Source organism: Pseudonocardia abyssalis (assembly GCF_019263705.2).
GTDB classification, from domain to species: Bacteria; Actinomycetota; Actinomycetes; order Mycobacteriales; family Pseudonocardiaceae; genus Pseudonocardia; species Pseudonocardia abyssalis.
Genome location: NZ_JADQDK010000001.1, coordinates 1,970,612 through 1,990,151, shown reverse-complemented (window position 1 = coordinate 1,990,151; position 19,540 = coordinate 1,970,612). Strand labels below are relative to the sequence as shown.

The following is a 19,540-nucleotide window of genomic DNA, read 5'->3' as shown; positions in this document are numbered from 1 at the left end:
CTGGAGACCCCATCCGCAGGAGCGCGATGCTCAACGTCTTCGCCCGTGTGCACGTCAACCGCGTCGTCGAGCCCTTCGGGCGCTGGCTGGTCGCGCGCGGGGTCACGCCGAACGCCGTCACCGTCATCGGGACGATCGGCACGGTCGCGGCGGCGGTCTGGTTCCTGCCGCGCGGCGAGCTCTTCGTGGGCACCCTCGTCATCTGGTTCTTCGTGATGTTCGACATGATCGACGGTGCGATGGCCCGCGCCCGCGGCCACAGCACCCCGTTCGGCGCGGTGCTCGACTCCACCTGCGACCGCCTCGCCGACGGCGCCCTGTTCGCCGCGCTCGCCTGGTGGGCGCTGGGGGTGGGGGAACAGCGGCTGGTCGGTCTCGCGGCGCTGGTCTGCCTGGTCGCGGGCTCGCTCGTGTCCTACGTCAAGGCGCGCGCGGAGGGGGCCGGTCTTTCCGCCGACGGCGGCCTCGTCGAGCGCGCCGAGCGGCTGATCCTCGCGCTCGTCGGCACAGGCCTGGAGGGCCTGGGCGTCCCGTACGCACTGGCCGTGGCGCTGTGGCTGCTCGCCGCGGCGTCGGTGTGGACGTTCGGGCAGCGGCTCGTCGCGGTCCACCGCAGCGCGCAGGGCACACCGGCCGGGCAGGCGTGATCGCGCGGGCCACCCTCGTCGACGCCGGGTACGCCGCGGGCTGGCGCGGGGTGCGGATGCTGCCGGAGCCCGTCGCGCAGGCGCTGTTCCGGTTCGGTGCCGACCGGGCGAGTTCCCCCCAGCTGCGGGCCAACCTGGCCCGCCTCGCTCCCGGAGCCGATCTCGACGCCCTGGTCCGCGACGGTCTGCGCAGCTACGCCCGCTACTGGTGCGAGGTGTTCCGGCTGCCGTCGATGGACCTCGCCGACGTCCACCGGCGCATGGATCGGCACGTCCGCGGCGCGCAGCCGTTCCTCGAGGCCCAGGACCAGGGCCGCGGGGTGGTCTTCGCACTCACCCACAGCGGCAACTGGGACGTCGCCGGGGTCTGGCTCGTGGAGACGCTGCGCGCACTCGGCCGGGACCCGTCGTTCACCACGGTCGCGGCGAAGCTGGAACCGGAGGCGCTCTACCGGCGGTTCGTCGCGTACCGGGAGTCGCTGGGGTTCGAGGTGGTCGCGGCCGAGGACGGGTCGCGGGCCTACCGGGCGCTGACCGCGCGACTGCGCGGCGGCGGGGTCGTCTGCCTGGTCTCCGACCTGGACCTGAGCCGCTCCGGCGTCGACGTCGACCTCTGCGGCGAGCCCGCGCGCATCCCCGGCGGCGCCGCGCGCCTCGCCGCGTCCACCGGTGCGCTGCTGCTGCCGGCGGTGCCGTCGTTCACCCCCGACGGGTGGGCACTCGACATCGCCGCACCGGTCCCGGTGCCCGACCGCGCGGCCGCCGCGAAGGCCACCCAGGGCGTCGCCGACGCGCTCGGGGCGCTGCTGGCGCGGGTGCCGCAGGACTGGCACATGCTGCAGCCGATCTGGACGGTCGACCGGCCGTGAGGGTCGGGATGGTCTGCCCGTACTCGCTCGACGTCGCGGGCGGCGTCCAGTCCCACGTCCTCGACCTCGCGCACGCCCTCGTCGCCGCCGGGCACTCCGTCGACGTCCTGGCCCCCGCCGGGCCGGACACCCCGCTGCCCGCGTTCGTGACCCGTGCCGGGCGGGCGCTCTCGGTGCCCTACAACGGATCCGTGGCGCGGGTGCGGTTCGGGCCGGTGTCGTTCACGCGGGTGCGGCGCTGGCTCGACGCGCACGAGTTCGACGTCCTGCACCTGCACGAGCCCACGACCGTCAGCCTGTCGGTGCTGACGCTCCTGGCCGCCGAGCCGTCCCCCCACGGTGGCCCGATCGTCGCCACGTTCCACACCGCGACCGACCGCTCGCGGGCGCTGAGCGCGCTCGGCGGGGTGCTGCGTCCGTTGATGGAGAAGGTGACGGCGCGGATCGCGGTGTCGCCGACGGCGCGCGCGGTGCAGGTGCGCCACCTCGGCGGCGACGCGGTGGAGATCCCGAACGGCGTCGACGTCGCCCGGTTCGCGCACGGCCCGGTGCTGCCGGTGGCGGGGGAGACCGTCGGGTTCGTCGGGCGGTTCGACGAGCCGCGCAAGGGCATGGCCCTGCTGCTCGACGCGCTGCGCGTGCTCGCGCCCGACCGGCCGGACCTGCGGCTGCTGGTCGTCGGGCGCGGTGACGCCGACGCGCTGCGCCGCGCCGCGGGCCCGTGGGTCGATCGGCTCGACGTCCTCGGCCCCGTCGACGACTCAACGAAGGCCGCGGCCCTGCGCTCGGTGCGCGTGCTGTGCGCGCCGCACCGGCACGGGGAGAGCTTCGGGATGGTGCTCACCGAGGCGATGGCCGCCGGTGCGCCGGTCCTCGCGGCCGACCTCGACGCGTTCCGGGCGGTCCTCGGCCCCGCGGGCGAGCTGTTCCCGGCCGGCGACGCCGCGACACTCGCCCGTTCACTGGCGGCGCTGCTCGACGACGCCCCCCGCCGGGCGGCGATGACCGCGGCGGGGCGCGAGCGGGTGGCGGTCTACGACTGGCCGGTCGTGGCCGCCGACGTCGTGCGCGTCTACCGGGCCGCCCTCGCCGGAGCCCCCCGGCGGCGGGCGGGATGACGGCTCCCGCCGTCCGCGGGTCGGGATCCCGCGGTGCGAGGGTCGGGGTCTGGTGGCGACGCTGACGGCCCTGCTGGTCCTCGCCGTGCTCGTCGCGGCGGCGGCCGGGGTGGTGGCGGGTCGCGTGCGCCGGCTGCACCGCCTGCACATCCGGGTCGACGCCGCCCGCTCCGGACTGGACGCGGCGCTGCGGCGGCGGGCGGAGATCGCCCGAGGGCTGGGGCGGGGGACCGGGGCCCCCGACCCGTCCACGCGCCGCGCGGAACCCGGGACGGCACGCGAGAGCGGCTCGGCCTCCGGGCTGGGTACGGCTGCGGCGGCGGCGCTGGCCACCGGGGGGCTGGACGGGCCGCGTGAGTCCGTCGAGAACGACCTGGGCCGCCACCTCGCCGCCGTCGACCGGAGCGTCCTCCCGTCGTCGGTGGTGTCGGACCTCACCGAGGCCGAGCGCTTCGTCGTGCTCGGCCGAAGCGTCTACCACGACGCCGTCCGCGATACCCTCGACCTGCGCTCACGCCGTCTCGTCCGCTGGTTGCGCCTCGCCGGCACGGCCCCGCTGCCGGCGTACTTCGAGATCGCCGTGATCCCCGCCGCGGCCGCACGCGCCGCCCGGAACCCTGACGTACGATCGATCGACCGCCCTTCCGAGCACCACGCTTCTTGCGATCTGAGAGGTACCACCGTGTCGTCGCCCGAGCAGTCCGCAGCCACCGCCTCCCCCCAGCTGGGCACCGCGCGTGTCAAGCGCGGGATGGCCGAGATGCTGAAGGGCGGCGTGATCATGGACGTGGTCGACGCCTCGCAGGCGAAGATCGCGGAGGACGCGGGCGCCGTCGCCGTCATGGCGCTGGAGCGGGTCCCCGCCGACATCCGTGCGCAGGGCGGGGTCGCGCGCATGAGCGACCCCGACATGATCCAGGGCATCGTCGACGCCGTCTCGATCCCGGTCATGGCCAAGGCCCGCATCGGGCACTTCGTCGAGGCGCAGGTGCTGCAGAGCCTCGGCGTCGACTACATCGACGAGTCCGAGGTCCTCACCCCGGCCGACGAGGCGCACCACATCGACAAGTGGGCCTACACGGTGCCGTTCGTGTGCGGTGCCACCAACCTGGGCGAGGCGCTGCGGCGCATCTCCGAGGGTGCGGCGATGATCCGCTCGAAGGGTGAGGCCGGCACCGGCAACGTCGTCGAGGCCACCCGGCACATGCGTTCCATCCGCGGCGAGATCCGCAAGCTCGCCGGGCTCGACGAGGCCGAGCTGTGGGTCGCGGCCAAGGAGCTGCGCGCGCCGATCGACCTGGTCCGCGAGGTCGCGGCCGCGGGCAAGCTCCCCGTCGTGCTGTTCACCGCGGGCGGCATCGCCACCCCCGCCGACGCCGCGATGATGATGCAGCTCGGCGCCGAGGGCGTGTTCGTCGGCTCCGGCATCTTCAAGTCCGGCGACCCGGCCCAGCGCGCCGAGGCGATCGTCAAGGCCACCACGTTCTTCGACGACCCCGACGTGATCGCCAAGGTCTCGCGCGGCCTGGGTGAGGCGATGGTCGGCATCAACATCGACCAGCTGCCCGCCGACCAGCGCTACGCCGGCCGCGGCTGGTAACCCGCTCCTCACACTGCGTGCCCCGGACCGGGTGCTTCACCCGGCCCGATGGGGTGACGCAGCCGGTTCTCCTCACGCACAGCCCCTAACGTCCCCCGGGTCGGACGTGACGGATGGGGATGGTGAGACGCATGAGGCGACAGGTGACGGTCGGGGGTCTGGTGGCCCTCGCGCTGCTGACCGGTTCCGTGGCGGCCTACGCCGCCCAACCCGCTCCGGCGGCGCAGGAGTGCCCCGGCGGAGGTGAGGAGAGCGCGGCGCCCGGGCTCGTCCCCCTCGCCGGGCAGGACGACGACGGTTCCGCCGGCGACCCGGCCGACGGGGACGGGGGAGAGGAGCCGTCGGACGACTCGGATGACGACCCGGCGGATGGCGAGCCCGCCGACGGTGCGTCCGACGACTCGGCGTCCGACGACGACTCGGCGTCCGACGACGACTCGGCGTCCGACGACGACTCGGCGTCCGACGACGATGCGGCGGACGACGGTTCCGGGGACGACGCGTCGGGGGACGACGCGTCGGGGGACGACGCGTCGGGGGACGACGGGTCCGGCGAGGGGCCGTCCGACGACTCCGCCGACGACTCCGACGACTCCTCCGGGGATGACGTCCCGGACGACGACCAGGACACGTCCGATGATCAGGCGGACGGCGCCACCGGGCCCGACGATCAGTCCGGTGACGACGCTGCTGGTGACGACGCTGCTGGTGACGACGCTGCTGGTGACGACGCTGCTGGTGACGACGCTGCTGGTGACGACGCTGCTGGTGAGCCCGCTACTGGTGAGCCCGCGGACGAGGAGCCGGCCGACGCCCCCTCGTCGGAGGATCCCACCGACGGTGACGCCGCGGAGGAACCCGCCGGGGGCGCCGCCCCGGACGAGCCCGCCGACGGCGGCGACGCCTCCGTCACCCCGACGGACGTGGAGGCGGCCTGCGCCGCGCCGACCGCGGCCGAGGCGCTCGGCTGGGGTGCGCCCGCGGTGGCCGACGAGTTCGACGGTCCGCTGGCCGGGGCGTGGCGCGTCTACTCCGGCACCGGGTTCGACGGGCAGGGCACCCGCACCGCGGACGCGCTGACCGTCGACGACGGCGTCCTGACGATCACCGGGGACGCCGCGGGCGCGACCGGCGGCATGGCGTGGTCGGCGGGTCAGGAGTACGGGCGCTGGGAGGCGCGGGTGCGGACCCCGGCGGGTGACCCGTCGTACAACCCGGTCCTGCTGCTCTGGCCCGACGACCCCGCCGCGGCCGGCCGCGAGATCGACTTCATGGAGATGCTCGACCCCGCCCGCCGCACCGCGAGTGCCTTCGTCCACCCGGGAGCCGAGGCGGCCCCGACGATGGGGGAGGTCGCGGTCGACGGCACCGCCTGGCACACCTGGGCGGTCGAGTGGACGCCGACCGCGGTCACCACGTTCGTCGACGGCGTCGAGTGGTGGCGCGTCGAGGATCCCGCACTCGTCCCCTCCGGCCCGATGCACCTGTGCATGCAGCTGGACTGGTTCCCGACCGGGGCCGCGGACGTGCAGGAGTCGTCGATGCAGGTCGACTGGGTGCGCCAGTACGCGCTGCCGGCCGCCGACGCCCCGGCCACCGCTCCGACGGCAGCGGCGGACCCGGCCCCCGCCGCAGACCTGCCCGCGTCGACCGACCCGGCGTCGACCGACCCGGCGTCGACCGACCCGGCGTCGACCGACCCGGCGTCGACCGACCCGGCGTCGACCGACCAGGGGGCCGCCGATCAGGAGACCGCCGGCGCTCCCGCGACGGAGGGTGGGCCGGCGGTCCGCCTGGCCGAGGGCGCACCGGACGCCCCCGCCCGCCCGGGCCTGATCCCGAACCCCGTCCGCATCGGCTGAACACCACCAGCGCAGGTGAACGGAACGTGGTGGCTCCCGGTCCATGATCGACAGCCACCACGTTCCGGGCACCCGTCAGGGGCCGCTCAGACGTACTCCATCACCAGCACCCCGGCGCATCCCGCCGCCAACGCCTGGTAGGTGTGCGGGCGGTCGCCGGGGAAGCGGGCGTAGTCGCCGACGCCGAGCTCGACCTCCCCGCCCACCGGACCGGCCCGCCACCGCCCGGCCGTGACCAGCAGGTGCTCGGTCGTGCCGGGGATGTGTGCGTGGGCCTCGCGGGCGGCACCGGGTTCGGCGGTGATGACGTGCAGGTCGCGCCGTGCGCCGGGCGGGCAGGCGGCGATCAGCGTGCCGGTGAACGGGGAGTGCTCCGACGACAGCGCGAGCCCCTCGCCCGCGCGGATGACCCGCACCGGCGACTCGACGGGGTCGACGAGCCGGCTGAACGGGACGTCGAGCACGACCGCGATCGCCCACAGCGTCTCCACGCTCGGGTTGCCGGCGCCCGACTCCAGCTGCGACAGCGTCGACTTCGCGATGCCCGCCCGCCGGGCCAGCTCGGTGAGGGAGATCCCCATCCGCTCGCGCTCGCGGCGCAGGGCGGCGGCGATCGCCGCCAGCGGTGCTGTTCGTTCCATCGGACTCCTCGTTCGGCTTGACGAACGCTATGCGGGTGTTCAGTGTAAGGGACATGCGTTCGCTGAATCGAACGAACGGCCTGCGCGACGTCCTCGCGCTCGCCTCGGCGGTCGGGGTGGTCGGGGCGTCGTTCGGGGCACTCGCCGCCGCGGCCGGGATCCCGCCCGCGCTCACGATCGGGATGTCGTTGCTCGTGTTCGCAGGGGGATCGCAGTTCCTGGTGGTCAGCGTCGTCGCGGCGGGCGGGAGTCCGGTGGCCGCGGTCGTCGCCGGGCTGCTGATCAACGCCCGGCACCTGCCCTTCGGGCTCGCCATGGCGCCCGTCGTCGGCCGGTCGTGGCCCCGGCGCCTGCTCGGCGCGCACATCCTCATCGACGAGTCGGTCGCGTTCGCGCGGGGTCGGGAAGAGCGGGGCCGCGCGTACTGGACCAGCGGGATCGCGCTGTTCGTCTTCTGGAACGTCGGCACGGTGGTCGGTCTGGTCGGCGGCTCCGCGGTGCCCGACACCGACGGGTTCGGCATCGACGCCGCCTTCCCGGCCGCCCTGCTCGCGCTGCTGTTCCCCGGCCTGCGTGCGGCCGATGCGCGCCGGGTGGGGCTGACGGCCGCGGCACTCGCGCTCGTCGCCACGCCGTTCCTCTCCCCAGGCCTCCCGGTGCTCGTCGGCCTGCTCGGCCTGGTCGTGGCCGGGCGGGCGCCGGCCGCCGGAACACCGGCCGCCGGGACGCGTGGCGCCGGGCCGTCCACCGCCGGGCCGTCGAGTGCCGGGCCGTCGAGTGCCGGGCCGTCGAGCGCCGGGCCGCCGGCAGCCGGCACGCCGGGCGCAGACCGGCCCGCGGACCGTCCGGATCGGGGGGGCGTCGTGAACTGGGCCGCCGTCCTCGCCCTCGCCGCAGGCACCTACCTCATGCGCCTGTCCGGGCTCGCCCTGCGCGACCGCATGACGCTCACCCCCCGCGTCGAGCGCCTGCTCGACCTCGGAGCCACCGCCCTGCTCGTCGCCCTCCTCGCCACCGCGGCGTTGACGCAGGACGGCGGGTTCGCGGGGTGGGCGCGGACCGGGGGCGTCGCCGTGGGGGCGCTCGCCGCGTGGCGCCGGGTGCCGTTCGTCCTGGTGGTGGTGCTGGCCGCCGCCACGACAGCGGGACTGCGCCTCCTCGGGGTGCCGTAACGGGGCGGGTAGGGGAGGCTCGGACGCGTGCACTGTCTGGTGATCGGGGCGACCGGCTACGTCGGCGCCCGCCTCGTGCCCCATCTGCTGTCCGCGGGCCACGACGTCCGCGTCCTCGTCCGCGACCCGGCGAAGCTCGACCGCCTGCCGTGGGCCCACGACGTCGAGCGCGTCGTCGGCGACGTCGACTCCGCGGCGGACGAGGCCTGCACCGGCGTCGACGCCGTGTTCTACCTCGTGCACTCCATGGACGGCCCCGGGTACGCGGGCCGCGACCGCGCCGCCGCCGAGCGCCTCGCCGCCGCCGCGGGCGACGCGGGGGTGGGCCGCGTGGTCTACCTGGGCGGGCTGCAGCCGGTGGGGGAGAAGAACTCCGAGCACCTCGCGTCGCGCCGCGAGACCGGTGACGCCCTGCTCGCCGGCCCGGTGCCCGCCGCGGTGCTGCAGGCCGGGATCGTCGTCGGGGCGGGGTCGGCGAGCTTCGAGATGATCCGCCACCTCGCCACGATCTCCCCGGTCCTGCCGCTGCCCGACCGCGCCTGGAACGCCGTGCAGCCCATCGGCATCGACGACGTCCTGCACCACCTCACGGCCTGCCTCGACCTCGCACCCGAGGTCAACCGCACCTTCGACATCGGCGGCGCCGAGGTCCTGTCCTTCCGCGAGCTGATGACCGGCTTCGCCACCGTCGCGGGGAGGCTGCGCCCGCTGACCGTGCCGCTGCCGGTGTCGGCGCCGAAGATGCTCGCCCGCGCGGTGGAGGCACTCACCCCGGTCGACCGGCACCTCGCCGGGCCGCTGTTGGAGTCCATGGCGCACGACCTGGTGGTCCGCGACGACCCGCCGAACGGCCCCCCGCCCGGCGGCCCGACCCCGTACGCGGAGACGGTCCGGCGCGCGCTGGCCGAGGAGGGCGCGGCCGGGCGCGCGGCCACCGACCTGCCCGAACCGGTGCTGCACGGCGAGCACGTCGAGGCCGTCGACGCCCCCGCGGCGGTGCTGTGGGAGGTGATCAGCGGCATCGGCGGCGACAACGGCTGGTACACGGTGCCCGGGGTGTGGGCGCTGCGCGGCGGGATCGACCGGCTGCTCGGCGGCATCGGCGCGCGCCGCACGAAGGGGACCCGGCCCGTCGAGGGCGCGGCTCTGGACTGGTGGCGCGTGGAGGAGGTCGACGAGGGCCGCTCGCTGACGCTGCGCGCGGAGACCAGGCTGCCCGGCACCGTGCACCTGGAGCTGCGCGCCGAGCCCGTCGACGCGGGCCGCAGCCGCTACGTCCAGCGCGTGACGTTCCGACCGGACGGCCTCACCGGGCGCGCCTACTGGTACGCCCAGCTCCCCGCGCACGACTTCGTGTTCGCGGTGATGGCCCGCACGATCGCGGGGGTGGCCCGGACCCGGGCTAGGCGACGGGCGGCGACGCGGCGGGCGCAGCCGGCCTGACCAGCCGCCGCGCCGCGGGCAGGGCCAGCAGGGCCGCGCACACCGCGATGACGACGGCGAGCACGCCGAGCGGGCGGGCGAACCCGGCGTCGCCCCCGGCGAGCGAGAGCAGCAGCGGCACGCCGAAGCCGAGGTAGGCGCACGCGTAGAAGGTGCCGGTCAGGGCTCCGCGGGCGGTGGGGGAGGCGAGCTCGCCGACCATCGTCAGCCCGGCGGCCAGGCACAGGCCGTAGCCGACGCCGAGCAGCAGCGCGACCGGCACGAGCAGCGGCCAGGCACCGGTGGAGACACCCAGGAGGCTCAGCCCGAACCCCGCGGCCCCGACCGCGAGCCCCGTCGGTCCGGCGGCGACGTAGCCGATCCGGCGGCCCAGCGGCTGGGCGAACACCCCGGTCAGCAGCGTCACCCCGGCCACGAACCCGGTGATCGCCACCGCGATCTGCGGCATCGAGGGCGTCAGCAGCAGCGGCAGCACCGTGACCGCCGTGGACGGGAACGTGAACACCCCGATCGCGACGGGCAGCACGACCAGCACGAACGCGGTCCGGGTCCCGGGCGGCACGCCGAGGTTGATCCACGGGCCGCGACGGCGGTCGGCGGGGGCGAGGGTCTCCGGGACCCGCGGCAGCAGCGCGAGCCCGACCAGCATCAGGGCGACGTGCACGAGGTAGGGGAGCACCGTCGGCAGCGGCAGCCACTGCGCCAGCAGGCCCGACACCAGCGGCCCGATCGCCCAGCCGCCGCCCAGCGCCGCCGTCGTCAGCCGGGCGGCGCGGGCCGGGTCCCCGACGAGCTCGCCGAGCCACGCCGTGCCGACGCTGAACACCACGCCGGACACCGCGCCCTGCAGGAACCGGCAGACGAACAGCAGCAGCACCGACCCGGACGCCCCGAGGAACAGCAGCGACGTGACGACCGACAGCACCACGAACGGCACGACCACCCGGCGGCGCCCGAAGCGGTCCGACGCGGGCCCGGCGAGCAGCAGCGCGGGCACGAGCCCCGCCGCGTAGACGCCGAACGCGCCGGTCAGGGCGTCCGAGGACAGGCCGAGGAGGTCGCGGTAGACCAGCAGCAGCGGGGTGGGCACGTTGGTGCCGAAGGCGACCACGAACACCGCGGTCCACAGGGCGGCCACGGCGCGTCGGTGCACCCGGCGCACGCTACCCCGCGGGAGCCTCGTCGTAGCGGGCGAACCGGCGGGTGAACACGGCGGTGCCCGACGTCATCGCCCGCAGGTCGACGGCGTAGCGCAGCAGCTCGACGCACGGCACCTCGGCCCGGACGAGCGTGCGGCCGGGCGTGTCGACCTCGGTGCCCAGCACTCGCCCGCGCCGCCCGGACAGGTCACCGAGCACGGTGCCGAGGTGCTGGTCGGGGATCCGCACGTGCACCTCGTCGAACGGTTCGAGCAGCACCGTGCCGCAGGTGGCCGCGGCCTCGCGCACCGCCAGCGCCCCGGCGGTCTGGAACGCGGCGTCGGAGGAGTCGACGGAGTGCGCCTTGCCGTCGACCAGTACCGCCCGGACGTCGACGACGGGATGGCGGTCGTCGTCGAGACCGCGGTCGAGCTGGGCGCGGATGCCCTTCTCGACGCTCGGGACGAACTGCGTCGGCACGGCACCCCCGACGACCGCGGACCGGAACTCGACCCCCGACCCGCGCGGCAGCGGCTCGAACTCGACGTGGCACACGGCGTACTGCCCGTGCCCGCCGCTCTGCTTGACGTGCCGTCCGGTGACCTGGCCCGGACCGGCCAGGGTGACCCGCATCGCGACCCGCACGGGCTCGGTGTCGATCCCCGCCCCGCCCGCCCGCAGCCGGGACAGCACGACGTCGGCGTGGGCCTCGCCCATGCACCACAGCACGCTCTGGTGGGTCTCGGTGTTGCGCTCGAGCACCAGCGTCGGATCCGCGGCGACGATCTTGCCCAGGGCCTTGACCAGCGCGTCCTCGTCGCCGCGGGTGCGCGCGACGACGGCGATCGGCAGCAGCGGCTCGGGCAGGTCCCAGCAGGACAGCAGCAGCGGCCGGTCGGCCGCCGACACGGTGTCGCCGGTCTCGGCCGACCCGAGGCGGGTGAGCGCGGCGATGTCCCCGGCCACGACGGCGTCGACCTCCTGCAGCGTCGCCCCCAGCGGCACGTGGACGTGGGCGAGCCGCTCGTCGTCGTCGTGGGCGTGGTCGGCACCGCGCTGGCGGGGGACCGCGGTCCGCCCCCAGGCGGCGTGCCCGCTGACGTGCACGGCGGTGTCGGGCCGCAAGGTCCCGGAGAACACGCGGACCAGCGAGACGCGTCCGACGTAGGCGTCGACCGAGGTCCGGACGACCTCGGCGGCGAGCGGGCCGTCCGGGTCGGCGGACAGGGCGTCGCGGGGGCTGCCGTCGATGCCGCAGACCGGGGGCAGCGGGTGCTCCAGCGGCGAGGGGAACCCGCCCGCGAGCACCTCCAGCAGGGCGTCGAGCCCGATCCCGCCCGCGGCGCAGACCGGGATCACCGGGTGGAACGACCCGCGGGCGACGGCGGTCTCCAGGTCGGCGACGAGCGTGCCCAGCTCGAGGTCCTCGCCGTCGAGGTAGCGCTCCATCAGCGTCTCGTCCTCGGACTGCTCGATGATCCCCTCGATCAGCGACGCCCTGGCCTCGCGCGCGCCGTGCGGGGCCTGGCCCGCGGGGGTGCGGGAGAGCAGGCCGTAGATGCCGGTGAGGCGCTCGCCGATGCGGATCGGCAGGTAGAGCGGGGCGACCCCGGCCCCGAACGACTCCTGGCACGCGGCGATCGTGGCCTCCAGGTCGGCCCGCGGGCCGTCGCAGCGGGCGACGACGACGGCCCGCGGCATGCCCACCGCCGCGCACTCCTCCCACTGCGCCACCGTCGCGGGGTCGATCCGACCCTCGCGGCCCTCGTCGGCCGCGACGACGAACAGCGCGGCGTCGGCGGCGCGCAGGCCCGCCCGCAGCTCGCCGACGAAGTCGCCGTAGCCGGGGGTGTCGATCAGGTTGATCTTGACGCCGTCGTGGAGCACGGGGGCGACCGACAGCGCGACGGACCGCTGCTGGCGCACCGCGGCGGGATCGTGGTCGCCGACCGTGGTGCCGTCGGTGACCGACCCGGCCCGCGGGATCGTGCCGGTGTGCGCGAGCAGCGCCTCCACCAGCGTCGTCTTCCCGGACCCGGACGGTCCGACGAGCACCACGTTCCGGATCTGCGCGGGGGAGACGGCCGCCCCGACCGTCCGCGTCCGCACGCCCGCCGCTCTGCCGGCCATGGTGACCACCTCGTCCCCGTCGACGTGAGCGCCATCACACACCCCTGCTCCCGGTCGCCACAAGACCAGAACGGTCAGAACCCGGAGCCCCTGGTGCCCGCCGGTAGGGTCTGCGCCGTGGCTGTCCCCGGTCCTGGTTACGCGATCACCGCCCGTGTCGAGGTCCCCTCCTCCGCGAGTGCGGCAGGCGATCTCACGATGGCCGTCGGCCGGGTCGGGGGTGTCGTCACCGCGTTCGACGTGGTCGAGGCGGCCACCGCCACCCTCGTCGTCGACATCTCCTGCAACGCCCTCAACGAGGCGCACGCGCAGGAGATCACCGCGGCCCTGGAGGCGCTGCCCGGCGTCTCGGTGCGCAAGGTGTCGGACCGGACGTTCCTGCTGCACCTCGGCGGCAAGATCGAGGTGACGTCGAAGGTCAGCCTCCGCAACCGCGACGACCTCTCCCGCGCCTACACCCCCGGCGTCGCCCGGGTCTGCCAGGCGATCGCGGCCAACCCGGCCGACGCCCGGCGGCTGACGATCAAGCGCAACACCGTCGCCGTGGTCACCGACGGGTCCGCGGTGCTCGGGCTGGGCAACCTCGGCGCGGCCGCGGCGATGCCGGTGATGGAGGGCAAGGCGGCGCTGTTCAAGCGCTTCGCCGGCGTCGACGCCTGGCCGGTCGCCCTGGACACCCAGGACACCGAGGAGATCATCCGGACCGTCCAGATCCTCGCCCCCGCCTACGGCGGCATCAACCTCGAGGACATCGCCGCGCCCCGCTGCTTCGAGATCGAGGCCCGGCTGCGCGAGATGCTCGACATCCCCGTGTTCCACGACGACCAGCACGGCACCGCGGTCGTCGTGCTCGGGGCGCTGCGCAACGCGCTGCGGGTCGTGGACAAGAAGCTCGACGAGTGCAAGGTCGTGGTCTGCGGGGTGGGCGCGGCGGGCTCGGCGATCATCCGGCTGCTGCGCTCCGGGTCGCCCGGCGACGTGCTCGCCGTCGACATCGACGGGATCGTGCACTCCGACCGGCCCGGCCTCGACGACAACCTCACCTCGATCGCGGGGATGACGAACCGCACCGGGGTCTCCGGCACCCTCGCCGACGCCCTCGTCGGGGCCGACGTGTTCATCGGCGTCTCCGCGCCCAACCTGTTCGGCGCCGACGAGCTCGCCACGATGGCCGACGACGCGATCGTGTTCGCGCTCGCCAACCCGGACCCCGAGGTCGACCCGGCCGTCGCGCTGCAGCACGCCGCCGTCGTCGCGACCGGGCGGTCGGACTACCCGAACCAGATCAACAACGTGCTCGCGTTCCCCGGGGTGTTCCGCGGCCTGCTCGACGCACAGGCCCGCGACATCACCGACGCCATGCTGCTCGCCGCGTCCGCCGCGATCGCCGACGTGGTGACCGAACCCAACGCGAGCTTCATCGTGCCCAGCGTGTTCGACGCGGCGGTGGCACCGGCGGTCGCGGAGGCCGTGCGGAGCGCGACGGCGAAGAAGGACGTGGCCCCCGCCTGAGGCTCACCGAGGTGTGCGCACGGTCCGGGCAGGCACCGGCAGGCCGAGTACCGCGGTCGCCGCGCACACCACGGCCACCGCGACGACGAACGCCACGTCCGCGCTCGAGGAGTGCGAGTACCGCGGGCGTCCGAGGTCCATGAACGCGAACCGGGCGAGCCCGAGCCCGGCGGACAGCACGATGGCGGCCCGCAGCGCGCCGCGGCCACACCGTCGCCGTGTCCCACCGCCGTGTCAGCACGCCCACCCCGACCCAGACGACGACGAGCACGGCCGCCGACGGCGCGAACCGGACCGGCACCCGGTCCACCCAGGTCGCCCGGGCGAGGACGGCGACCACGACGGTCACGGGGGCTCCCGGGCGGGTCGGCTGATGACCGACAGGAGGGTTGCCCACGCCCGCGGGAGTGCTCCCCGGGAGACGGCGCCTACCCTGTTTGCGTGGTCCCCGTGATCGGTGTGCTGGCCCTGCAGGGCGATGTCCGTGAGCACGTGCGCGCTCTGGAGGCGTGCGGCGCGCGGGCGGTGACGGTCCGCCGCCCGGTTGAGCTCGCCGCCGTCGACGCGATCGTGCTGCCCGGCGGCGAGTCCACCACGATGAGCCGCCTGCTCGTCACGTTCGAGCTGCTCGACCCCCTGCGCGCCCGCATCGCCGACGGGATGCCGACCTACGGATCGTGCGCCGGGATGATCCTGCTCGCGCGCGAGGTCCTCGACGGCCGCCCCGACCAGGAACAGCTCGGCGGCCTCGACGTCGTGGTGCGGCGCAACGCGTTCGGCCGCCAGGTCGACTCCTTCGAGACCGATCTCGACGTCACCGGTGTCCCGGGCGACCCGGTGCGCGCGGTGTTCATCCGCGCCCCGTGGGTGGAGAAGGCGGGCGACGACGTCGAGGTGCTGGCGACGGTGCCCGACCACACGGTGACCGGCGCCGACACCGGTGCCGCGGCCGGGCGCCCGGTCGCGGTGCGGCAGGGCCACGTGCTGGCCACGGCCTTCCATCCCGAACTGACCGGCGACCTCCGCATCCACGCCCTCTTCCGCAAGATGCTGCCCTAACCCCCCACCCCCACCCCCCCCGCCCCCCGATTGCAGTGGGGTGGCTCTACTCCAACCAGGTTGGAGCAGAGCCACCCCACTGCGACGGCGGGGAAGGGTTGGTGCGCTCGGCGAGCACCGCGGGTCTCGGGCGAGCGCCGGCTGCGGTGTACGAGGCCCGGAGCTCGGCCAGCACTTCCCTGGGCTGCGTGCGCAGACGGGTGGGCAGCGTCGGGAGCACCGCCACCCCGACGGCGGTGAACCTCGCCCGCTTCTCCTGCTCCCGCGCGTAGTCCTCGGGTGCGAGGTGCCACTGGTAGGAGTTGATCTCCCAGACCAGCGCGACGTCGTCCCACCACGCGTCGGCGATCCCGAGGAAGCGGCCCGCGGCGTCGTGGACGGGCGCGTTCCACCACGGTTCGGGTAGCCCGGACCGGCTCCACAGCCTCTTCGCGTCCAGCTCGGCGGCGGAGCGGACCCCGTCGCGCACATCGCGCAGTACCCGCCGCGGGGTGGCGGATCCGTGTTGGCCGCCGGCGTCGAGCTCGGTCACCAGCTGCGCGACGGTGCAGAGGTTCTTCTGCACCGCGTCGGAGAACAGCTCCGCGATCTCGCGCTCCGAGCGCAGCAGGCGCACCGCGTCGGCGACGGCCCGTGCGACCGGCGCCAGCGGGATCCTGCCCCGGTAGACCGGGTGCGGCAGCCGGCGTGTCCGGTCGATCCGCAGGAACCAGGTGTTGCGGACCTGACGCGTGTGCGGCACCAGGAGCTGCAAAGATCCACCGGACGACGGGCCGCGGCGGATCCGGTGGCGGCGGCAGGCCTCGAGCCCCGTCAGCACGGCGTCGGTGCCCCCGTGGAGCAGCGCTGCGACCACGAGCTGGTCCGACGTGGGCGGCCCGGTCGACAGCAGCACGACGCCGGGTGCGAGGCGCTGCCACGGCCCGCCGTCACGGCAGCGGTGGTACACCGTCGACTCCGGCACCCCGAGCGCCACGAGGGTGCGGGCGGTGATCACCCCGCCGCGCGACGCGGCCCAGATGGCGGCCCGATCGGGCCCACTCTTTCGTCTCACGCCGCAGATGATGCGTCCGCAGGACCCGCCGGCGAGGCGTTTCGCACCAAATGGTGCCGGTCAGGTCCCGCCGGAGTTGCAGTGGGGTGGCTTCACTCCAACCAGGTTGGAGTGAAGCCACCCCACTGCAAGATCGGGCGGGCCGCGGGGGCCGCGGGGGCCGCGCCGGGGCGGCCGGTGACCACCAGCGAGCACCGTGGAGTGTGTCCCATCGGGAACCGTTGTCGATTCAGGTCAAGGTGCGACGATCAAGGCACCGGCCCGCGAAGCGTCTAGACTCGCCCCGGGAAGATCGCTCGCGGAGGTGTCGCATGGATGTGCCCCCGACCGCTGAGCGGCTGCGGGAGCGGGTCCGGGATGCGGGCCGCCTGCTGGTCGCCTACTCGGGCGGGGTCGACTCCGCGCTGGTCGCCGTCGTCGCCGCGCAGGAACTCGGATCCGCCGCCGTCGCCGTCACCGCGGTCTCCGCGAGCCTGCCGCGCAGCGAGCGGGTCGCGGCGGCCGCGTTCGCCCGGGCGCAGGGGATCGCCCATGTCGAGGTCTGCACCGACGAGCTGGAGCGGCCCGAGTACGCCGCCAACGACGGCGACCGCTGCTACCACTGCAAGTCGGCCCTGCTCGACGTCCTGACGCCGCTGGCAACCCTGAGCGGCGCGGAGATCGCACTCGGCACCACGGTCGACGACCTCGGCGACCACCGGCCCGGGCAGCGCGCGGCGGCCGCGCGGGGGGCGATCGCGCCACTGGTCGACGCCGGGCTGGGCAAGTCCGACGTCCGCCGGATCAGCGCCGAGCTCGGGCTCGTCACCGCCGACAAACCGGCCGCCGCGTGTCTGTCGTCGCGCGTGGCCTACGGCGAGCCGGTCACCGCCTTGGTGCTGGGACGCATCGAGCGCGCCGAGGACGCCGTGCGCGCGCTCGGCTTCGACGTCTGCCGCGTGCGCTCACACGGTGACGGCTCGGTCGCGCGGATCGAGGTCCCCGCCGCCGACGTGTCCCGCGCAGCCGACCTCCGTGCGGAGCTCGACACCGCGGTACGGGCGGCCGGGTTCGCGTTCTGCGCGCTGGACCTGCAGGGATTCGCCAGCGGCCGGATGAACGTGCTGCTCGGGCTCCCGGCCGTCCGGTGAACGAGGGCTTCGCCGACCTCGGCTACGCCCGCCCGGACCTCGACCGCGAACAGCGGTCGGGGCTGCCGGAGGTCGTCTACGGCCCCGGCAAGTCGCCGGAGGCGATCACCGGGGTGGTCCGTGAGCTGCTGGCCGCCAACACCGGACCGGTGCTGGTCACGCGGATCGAGGCCGGGGCGGCCGCGGAGGTGGCGGTGCCCGGCGGCACCTACGACGCTGCGGCCCGGCTGCTCGTCTGGCGCCCCGCGTCGGCGCGGGGGTTCCGGGTCGTCGTCGCCTCGGCCGGCACCTCGGACGCCCCGGTCGCGGCGGAGGCGGCGGCCGTCGCCTCCGCGGTCGGTCTGGACGTGCACGAGATCCGCGACGTCGGGGTAGCCGGGCTGCACCGGTTGCTCGCCGAGCGCGAGGTGCTCGGCGCGGCCGACACCGTCGTCTGCGTGGCCGGGATGGAGGGTGCGCTGGCGAGCGTGATCGGTGGGCTCGTCGGCTGCCCGGTGATCGCGGTGCCGACCTCGGTGGGGTACGGGGCCGCGCTCGAGGGCGTCACGGCGCTGCTCGCGATGCTGACCTCGTGCGCGGCCGGCGTGGTCGTCGTCAACATCGACTCCGGGTTCGGCGCGGCGATGGCCGCGCACCGCCTCGCCCACGCGGCGCGCCGGTGATCTGCTGGCTCAACCCCGTCGGCGGAGTCTCCGGCGACATGCTGCTCGGGGCGCTGCTCGACCTCGGTGCCCCGCTCGACGACGTGCGCGCCGCCGTCGCCGCGACCGGCCTGCGGGGGTGGAGCCTCGATGCCGAGCGGGTCCGGCGGGGTGCGTTGACCGCCACCCGCGCGGTCGTCACCGTCCACGACACCGCGACCGAGCGCCGGGCCGCCGTGCTGCTCGACCACGTGGCGGCGTGGCCGACCGCGGTGCGCGCGGTGCGGGCGATCGCCGAGGTGGAGGCGCGCATCCACGGCGTCGACCCGGCGCAGGTGCACCTGCACGAGATCGGCGGGCTCGACACCGTCGTCGACACCGTCGGCGTCGCCTCGGCTCTGGACCTGCTCGGCGTCACCGACCTGCACTGCGGCCCGCTCCCGTTGGGGCGGGGCACGGTCACCACCCGGCACGGCGTGCTCCCGCTCCCGGCCCCGGCCACGACCGCGCTGCTCGCCGCCGCGGGTGCCGCGGTGACGGGGGCGGGGGAGGGCGAGACCGTGACGCCGACCGGTGCGGCCCTGCTGATCGGGGCCGCCTTCGGGCCCGTCCCGCCGATGCGGCTGGGCGCGGTGGGCTACGGGGCGGGCGGACGCGACGACCCGGACCGGCCCAACGTGCTGCAGGCGCTGCTCGGCGAGGCGCAGGGAGCGGTCGCGCCGATGATCCTGCTGGAGACCAACGTCGACGACGTCACCGGCGAGGTACTCGGGCACCTCGTCGCCCGGCTGCTCGACGCGGGGGCGGCCGACGCGTGGATCACGCCGATCGTCATGAAGAAGGGGCGGCCGGCGCACACCGTGCACGTCCTGACCGCGTCGGAGCGGACCGCGGACTGCGAGCGGATCGTGTTCGCCGAGACGGGCAGCCTCGGCCTGCGGCGCAGCCCCGTGGACCGGGTCGCGCTGCCCCGTCGGGAGTCGACGGTCGACGTGGGCGGGCACTCCGTCCGGGTGAAGCACGGGCCGTGGGGGTCCAAGCCCGAGCACGACGACGTCGCCGCGGCCGCCGCGGCACTGGGACTACCCCTGCGCGAGGTCGCCCGGCTGGCCCGCGACGACGGTGATGGCCGGACCGAGCTTGAGCGTCCGGGTCACGTAGCAGACCCGTTCCGCTGAGGCGACGAGCTTGTCGAGCTCCTCGCCCGTCGGCGACTCCGTGGTGACGGTGATCCGCAGGGCGGAGAACTGCGGCCCGTCGTAGGTGCCGGTGACCACGACGTCCAGCCCGACGAGCTCGACCTCGCGCTTGCGGGCGGAGTAGGCCATCGCGAGCGTCATGCAGGAGGCCACCGAGGCGAGCAGCAGCTCGGTCGGCTGCGGCCCCTTGCCGGTCCCGCCCTCGACGGACTCCGGCTCGTCGACGACGAGCTCGAACCCCCCGGCGTCGACGACGGCGCGCAGGCCGCCGTCCCAGCGCGAGCTGACCGTGCGTTCGATCACGAGTACCTCCGGTAGTGGGAC

18 protein-coding genes are annotated in these 19,540 nt (G+C 75.3%); 12 read left to right on the top strand and 6 right to left on the bottom strand.

The genetic code is table 11. The features are described from left to right. The first annotated feature begins 26 nt into the window (after positions 1-26). The 5 genes from pgsA (at position 27) to I4I81_RS09495 (ending at position 6,096) form a co-directional block, all read left to right on the top strand. Positions 27-647 (top strand): phosphatidylinositol phosphate synthase, encoded by a 621-nt coding sequence (gene pgsA, locus I4I81_RS09515; RefSeq protein WP_218605522.1) that lies wholly within the window; start codon positions 27-29, stop codon positions 645-647. Then, positions 644-1,516: a phosphatidylinositol mannoside acyltransferase gene (locus tag I4I81_RS09510; RefSeq protein ID WP_218605521.1), complete on the top strand. Its 873-nt coding sequence runs from the start codon at positions 644-646 to the stop codon at positions 1,514-1,516. The genes pgsA and I4I81_RS09510 overlap by 4 nt, the downstream gene beginning before the upstream one ends. Further along, complete coding sequence (locus I4I81_RS09505; protein ID WP_218605520.1) at positions 1,513-2,634, top strand: glycosyltransferase family 4 protein; 1,122 nt, start codon at positions 1,513-1,515, stop codon at positions 2,632-2,634. The genes I4I81_RS09510 and I4I81_RS09505 overlap by 4 nt, the downstream gene beginning before the upstream one ends. A 682-nt stretch (positions 2,635-3,316) precedes the next feature. Next, positions 3,317-4,234, top strand: a complete 918-nt coding sequence (gene pdxS / locus I4I81_RS09500) for a pyridoxal 5'-phosphate synthase lyase subunit PdxS (protein WP_185722654.1) — start codon at positions 3,317-3,319, stop codon at positions 4,232-4,234. Positions 4,235-4,365: 131 nt separating this feature from the next. Further along, positions 4,366-6,096, top strand: a complete 1,731-nt coding sequence (locus tag I4I81_RS09495; protein WP_218615979.1) for a glycoside hydrolase family 16 protein — start codon at positions 4,366-4,368, stop codon at positions 6,094-6,096. Positions 6,097-6,182: 86 nt separating this feature from the next. Here I4I81_RS09495 and I4I81_RS09490 read toward each other — a convergent pair whose 3' ends face one another. Further along, on the bottom strand, positions 6,183-6,737 hold the full coding sequence (locus I4I81_RS09490) for a helix-turn-helix domain-containing protein (protein ID WP_218615978.1): 555 nt from the start codon (positions 6,735-6,737) through the stop codon (positions 6,183-6,185). Positions 6,738-6,790: 53 nt separating this feature from the next. On the opposite strand from I4I81_RS09490, the gene I4I81_RS31395 reads away from it, so the two are divergent. Together I4I81_RS31395 and I4I81_RS09475 are read left to right on the top strand one after the other, a co-directional pair. Beyond that, positions 6,791-7,909, top strand: a complete 1,119-nt coding sequence (locus I4I81_RS31395; protein ID WP_308187756.1) for an AzlC family ABC transporter permease — start codon at positions 6,791-6,793, stop codon at positions 7,907-7,909. A 27-nt stretch (positions 7,910-7,936) separates the two neighbouring features. After that, positions 7,937-9,352, top strand: coding sequence for an SDR family oxidoreductase (locus I4I81_RS09475; protein WP_218615977.1), 1,416 nt, complete (start codon positions 7,937-7,939; stop codon positions 9,350-9,352). On the opposite strand, the gene I4I81_RS09470 is transcribed toward I4I81_RS09475, so the two are convergent. Together I4I81_RS09470 and I4I81_RS09465 are read right to left on the bottom strand one after the other, a co-directional pair. After that, complete coding sequence (locus tag I4I81_RS09470) at positions 9,312-10,505, bottom strand: MFS transporter (protein WP_218605987.1); 1,194 nt, start codon at positions 10,503-10,505, stop codon at positions 9,312-9,314. The two genes, I4I81_RS09475 and I4I81_RS09470, sit on opposite strands and share 41 nt — an antisense overlap. A 10-nt stretch (positions 10,506-10,515) precedes the next feature. Next, positions 10,516-12,621 (bottom strand): elongation factor G-like protein EF-G2, encoded by a 2,106-nt coding sequence (locus I4I81_RS09465; protein ID WP_218615976.1) that lies wholly within the window; start codon positions 12,619-12,621, stop codon positions 10,516-10,518. 117 nt (positions 12,622-12,738) lie between these two features. On the opposite strand from I4I81_RS09465, the gene I4I81_RS09460 reads away from it, so the two are divergent. Then, a complete protein-coding gene (locus tag I4I81_RS09460) occupies positions 12,739-14,133 on the top strand; it encodes an NAD-dependent malic enzyme (protein ID WP_218605913.1) in 1,395 nt (464 codons plus the stop codon). A 3-nt stretch (positions 14,134-14,136) separates the two neighbouring features. On the opposite strand, the gene I4I81_RS09455 is transcribed toward I4I81_RS09460, so the two are convergent. After that, positions 14,137-14,313, bottom strand: coding sequence for a hypothetical protein (locus tag I4I81_RS09455; protein ID WP_218605912.1), 177 nt, complete (start codon positions 14,311-14,313; stop codon positions 14,137-14,139). 261 nt (positions 14,314-14,574) lie between these two features. Here I4I81_RS09455 and pdxT point away from each other — a divergent pair, with 261 nt between their 5' ends. Next, positions 14,575-15,192 (top strand): pyridoxal 5'-phosphate synthase glutaminase subunit PdxT, encoded by a 618-nt coding sequence (pdxT, locus tag I4I81_RS09450; protein ID WP_218615975.1) that lies wholly within the window; start codon positions 14,575-14,577, stop codon positions 15,190-15,192. A 46-nt stretch (positions 15,193-15,238) separates the two neighbouring features. Here the strand turns inward: pdxT and I4I81_RS09445 are convergent, their stop codons facing one another. Next, entirely contained in the window at positions 15,239-16,246 is a 1,008-nt protein-coding gene (locus tag I4I81_RS09445) for a hypothetical protein (protein WP_218615974.1), read from the bottom strand. A gap of 311 nt (positions 16,247-16,557) precedes the next feature. Between I4I81_RS09445 and larE the strand changes: the two genes are divergently transcribed. The 3 genes from larE to larC are packed head-to-tail and all read left to right on the top strand — an operon-like array spanning position 16,558 to position 19,195. Continuing rightward, a complete protein-coding gene (larE, locus tag I4I81_RS09440) occupies positions 16,558-17,376 on the top strand; it encodes an ATP-dependent sacrificial sulfur transferase LarE (protein ID WP_218604785.1) in 819 nt (272 codons plus the stop codon). Next, complete coding sequence (gene larB / locus I4I81_RS09435; RefSeq protein ID WP_218604786.1) at positions 17,373-18,038, top strand: nickel pincer cofactor biosynthesis protein LarB; 666 nt, start codon at positions 17,373-17,375, stop codon at positions 18,036-18,038. The genes larE and larB overlap by 4 nt, the downstream gene beginning before the upstream one ends. Then, positions 18,035-19,195 carry a nickel pincer cofactor biosynthesis protein LarC gene (larC, locus tag I4I81_RS09430; protein ID WP_226363848.1) on the top strand — a complete coding sequence of 387 codons (1,161 nt, stop codon included), beginning with the start codon at positions 18,035-18,037 and terminating at the stop codon, positions 19,193-19,195. Before larB ends, larC begins: the two co-directional genes overlap by 4 nt. Here the strand turns inward: larC and I4I81_RS09425 are convergent. After that, positions 19,100-19,519, bottom strand: coding sequence for an OsmC family protein (locus tag I4I81_RS09425; RefSeq protein WP_218604787.1), 420 nt, complete (start codon positions 19,517-19,519; stop codon positions 19,100-19,102). The genes larC and I4I81_RS09425 overlap by 96 nt on opposite strands. Positions 19,520-19,540: the final 21 nt, after the last annotated feature.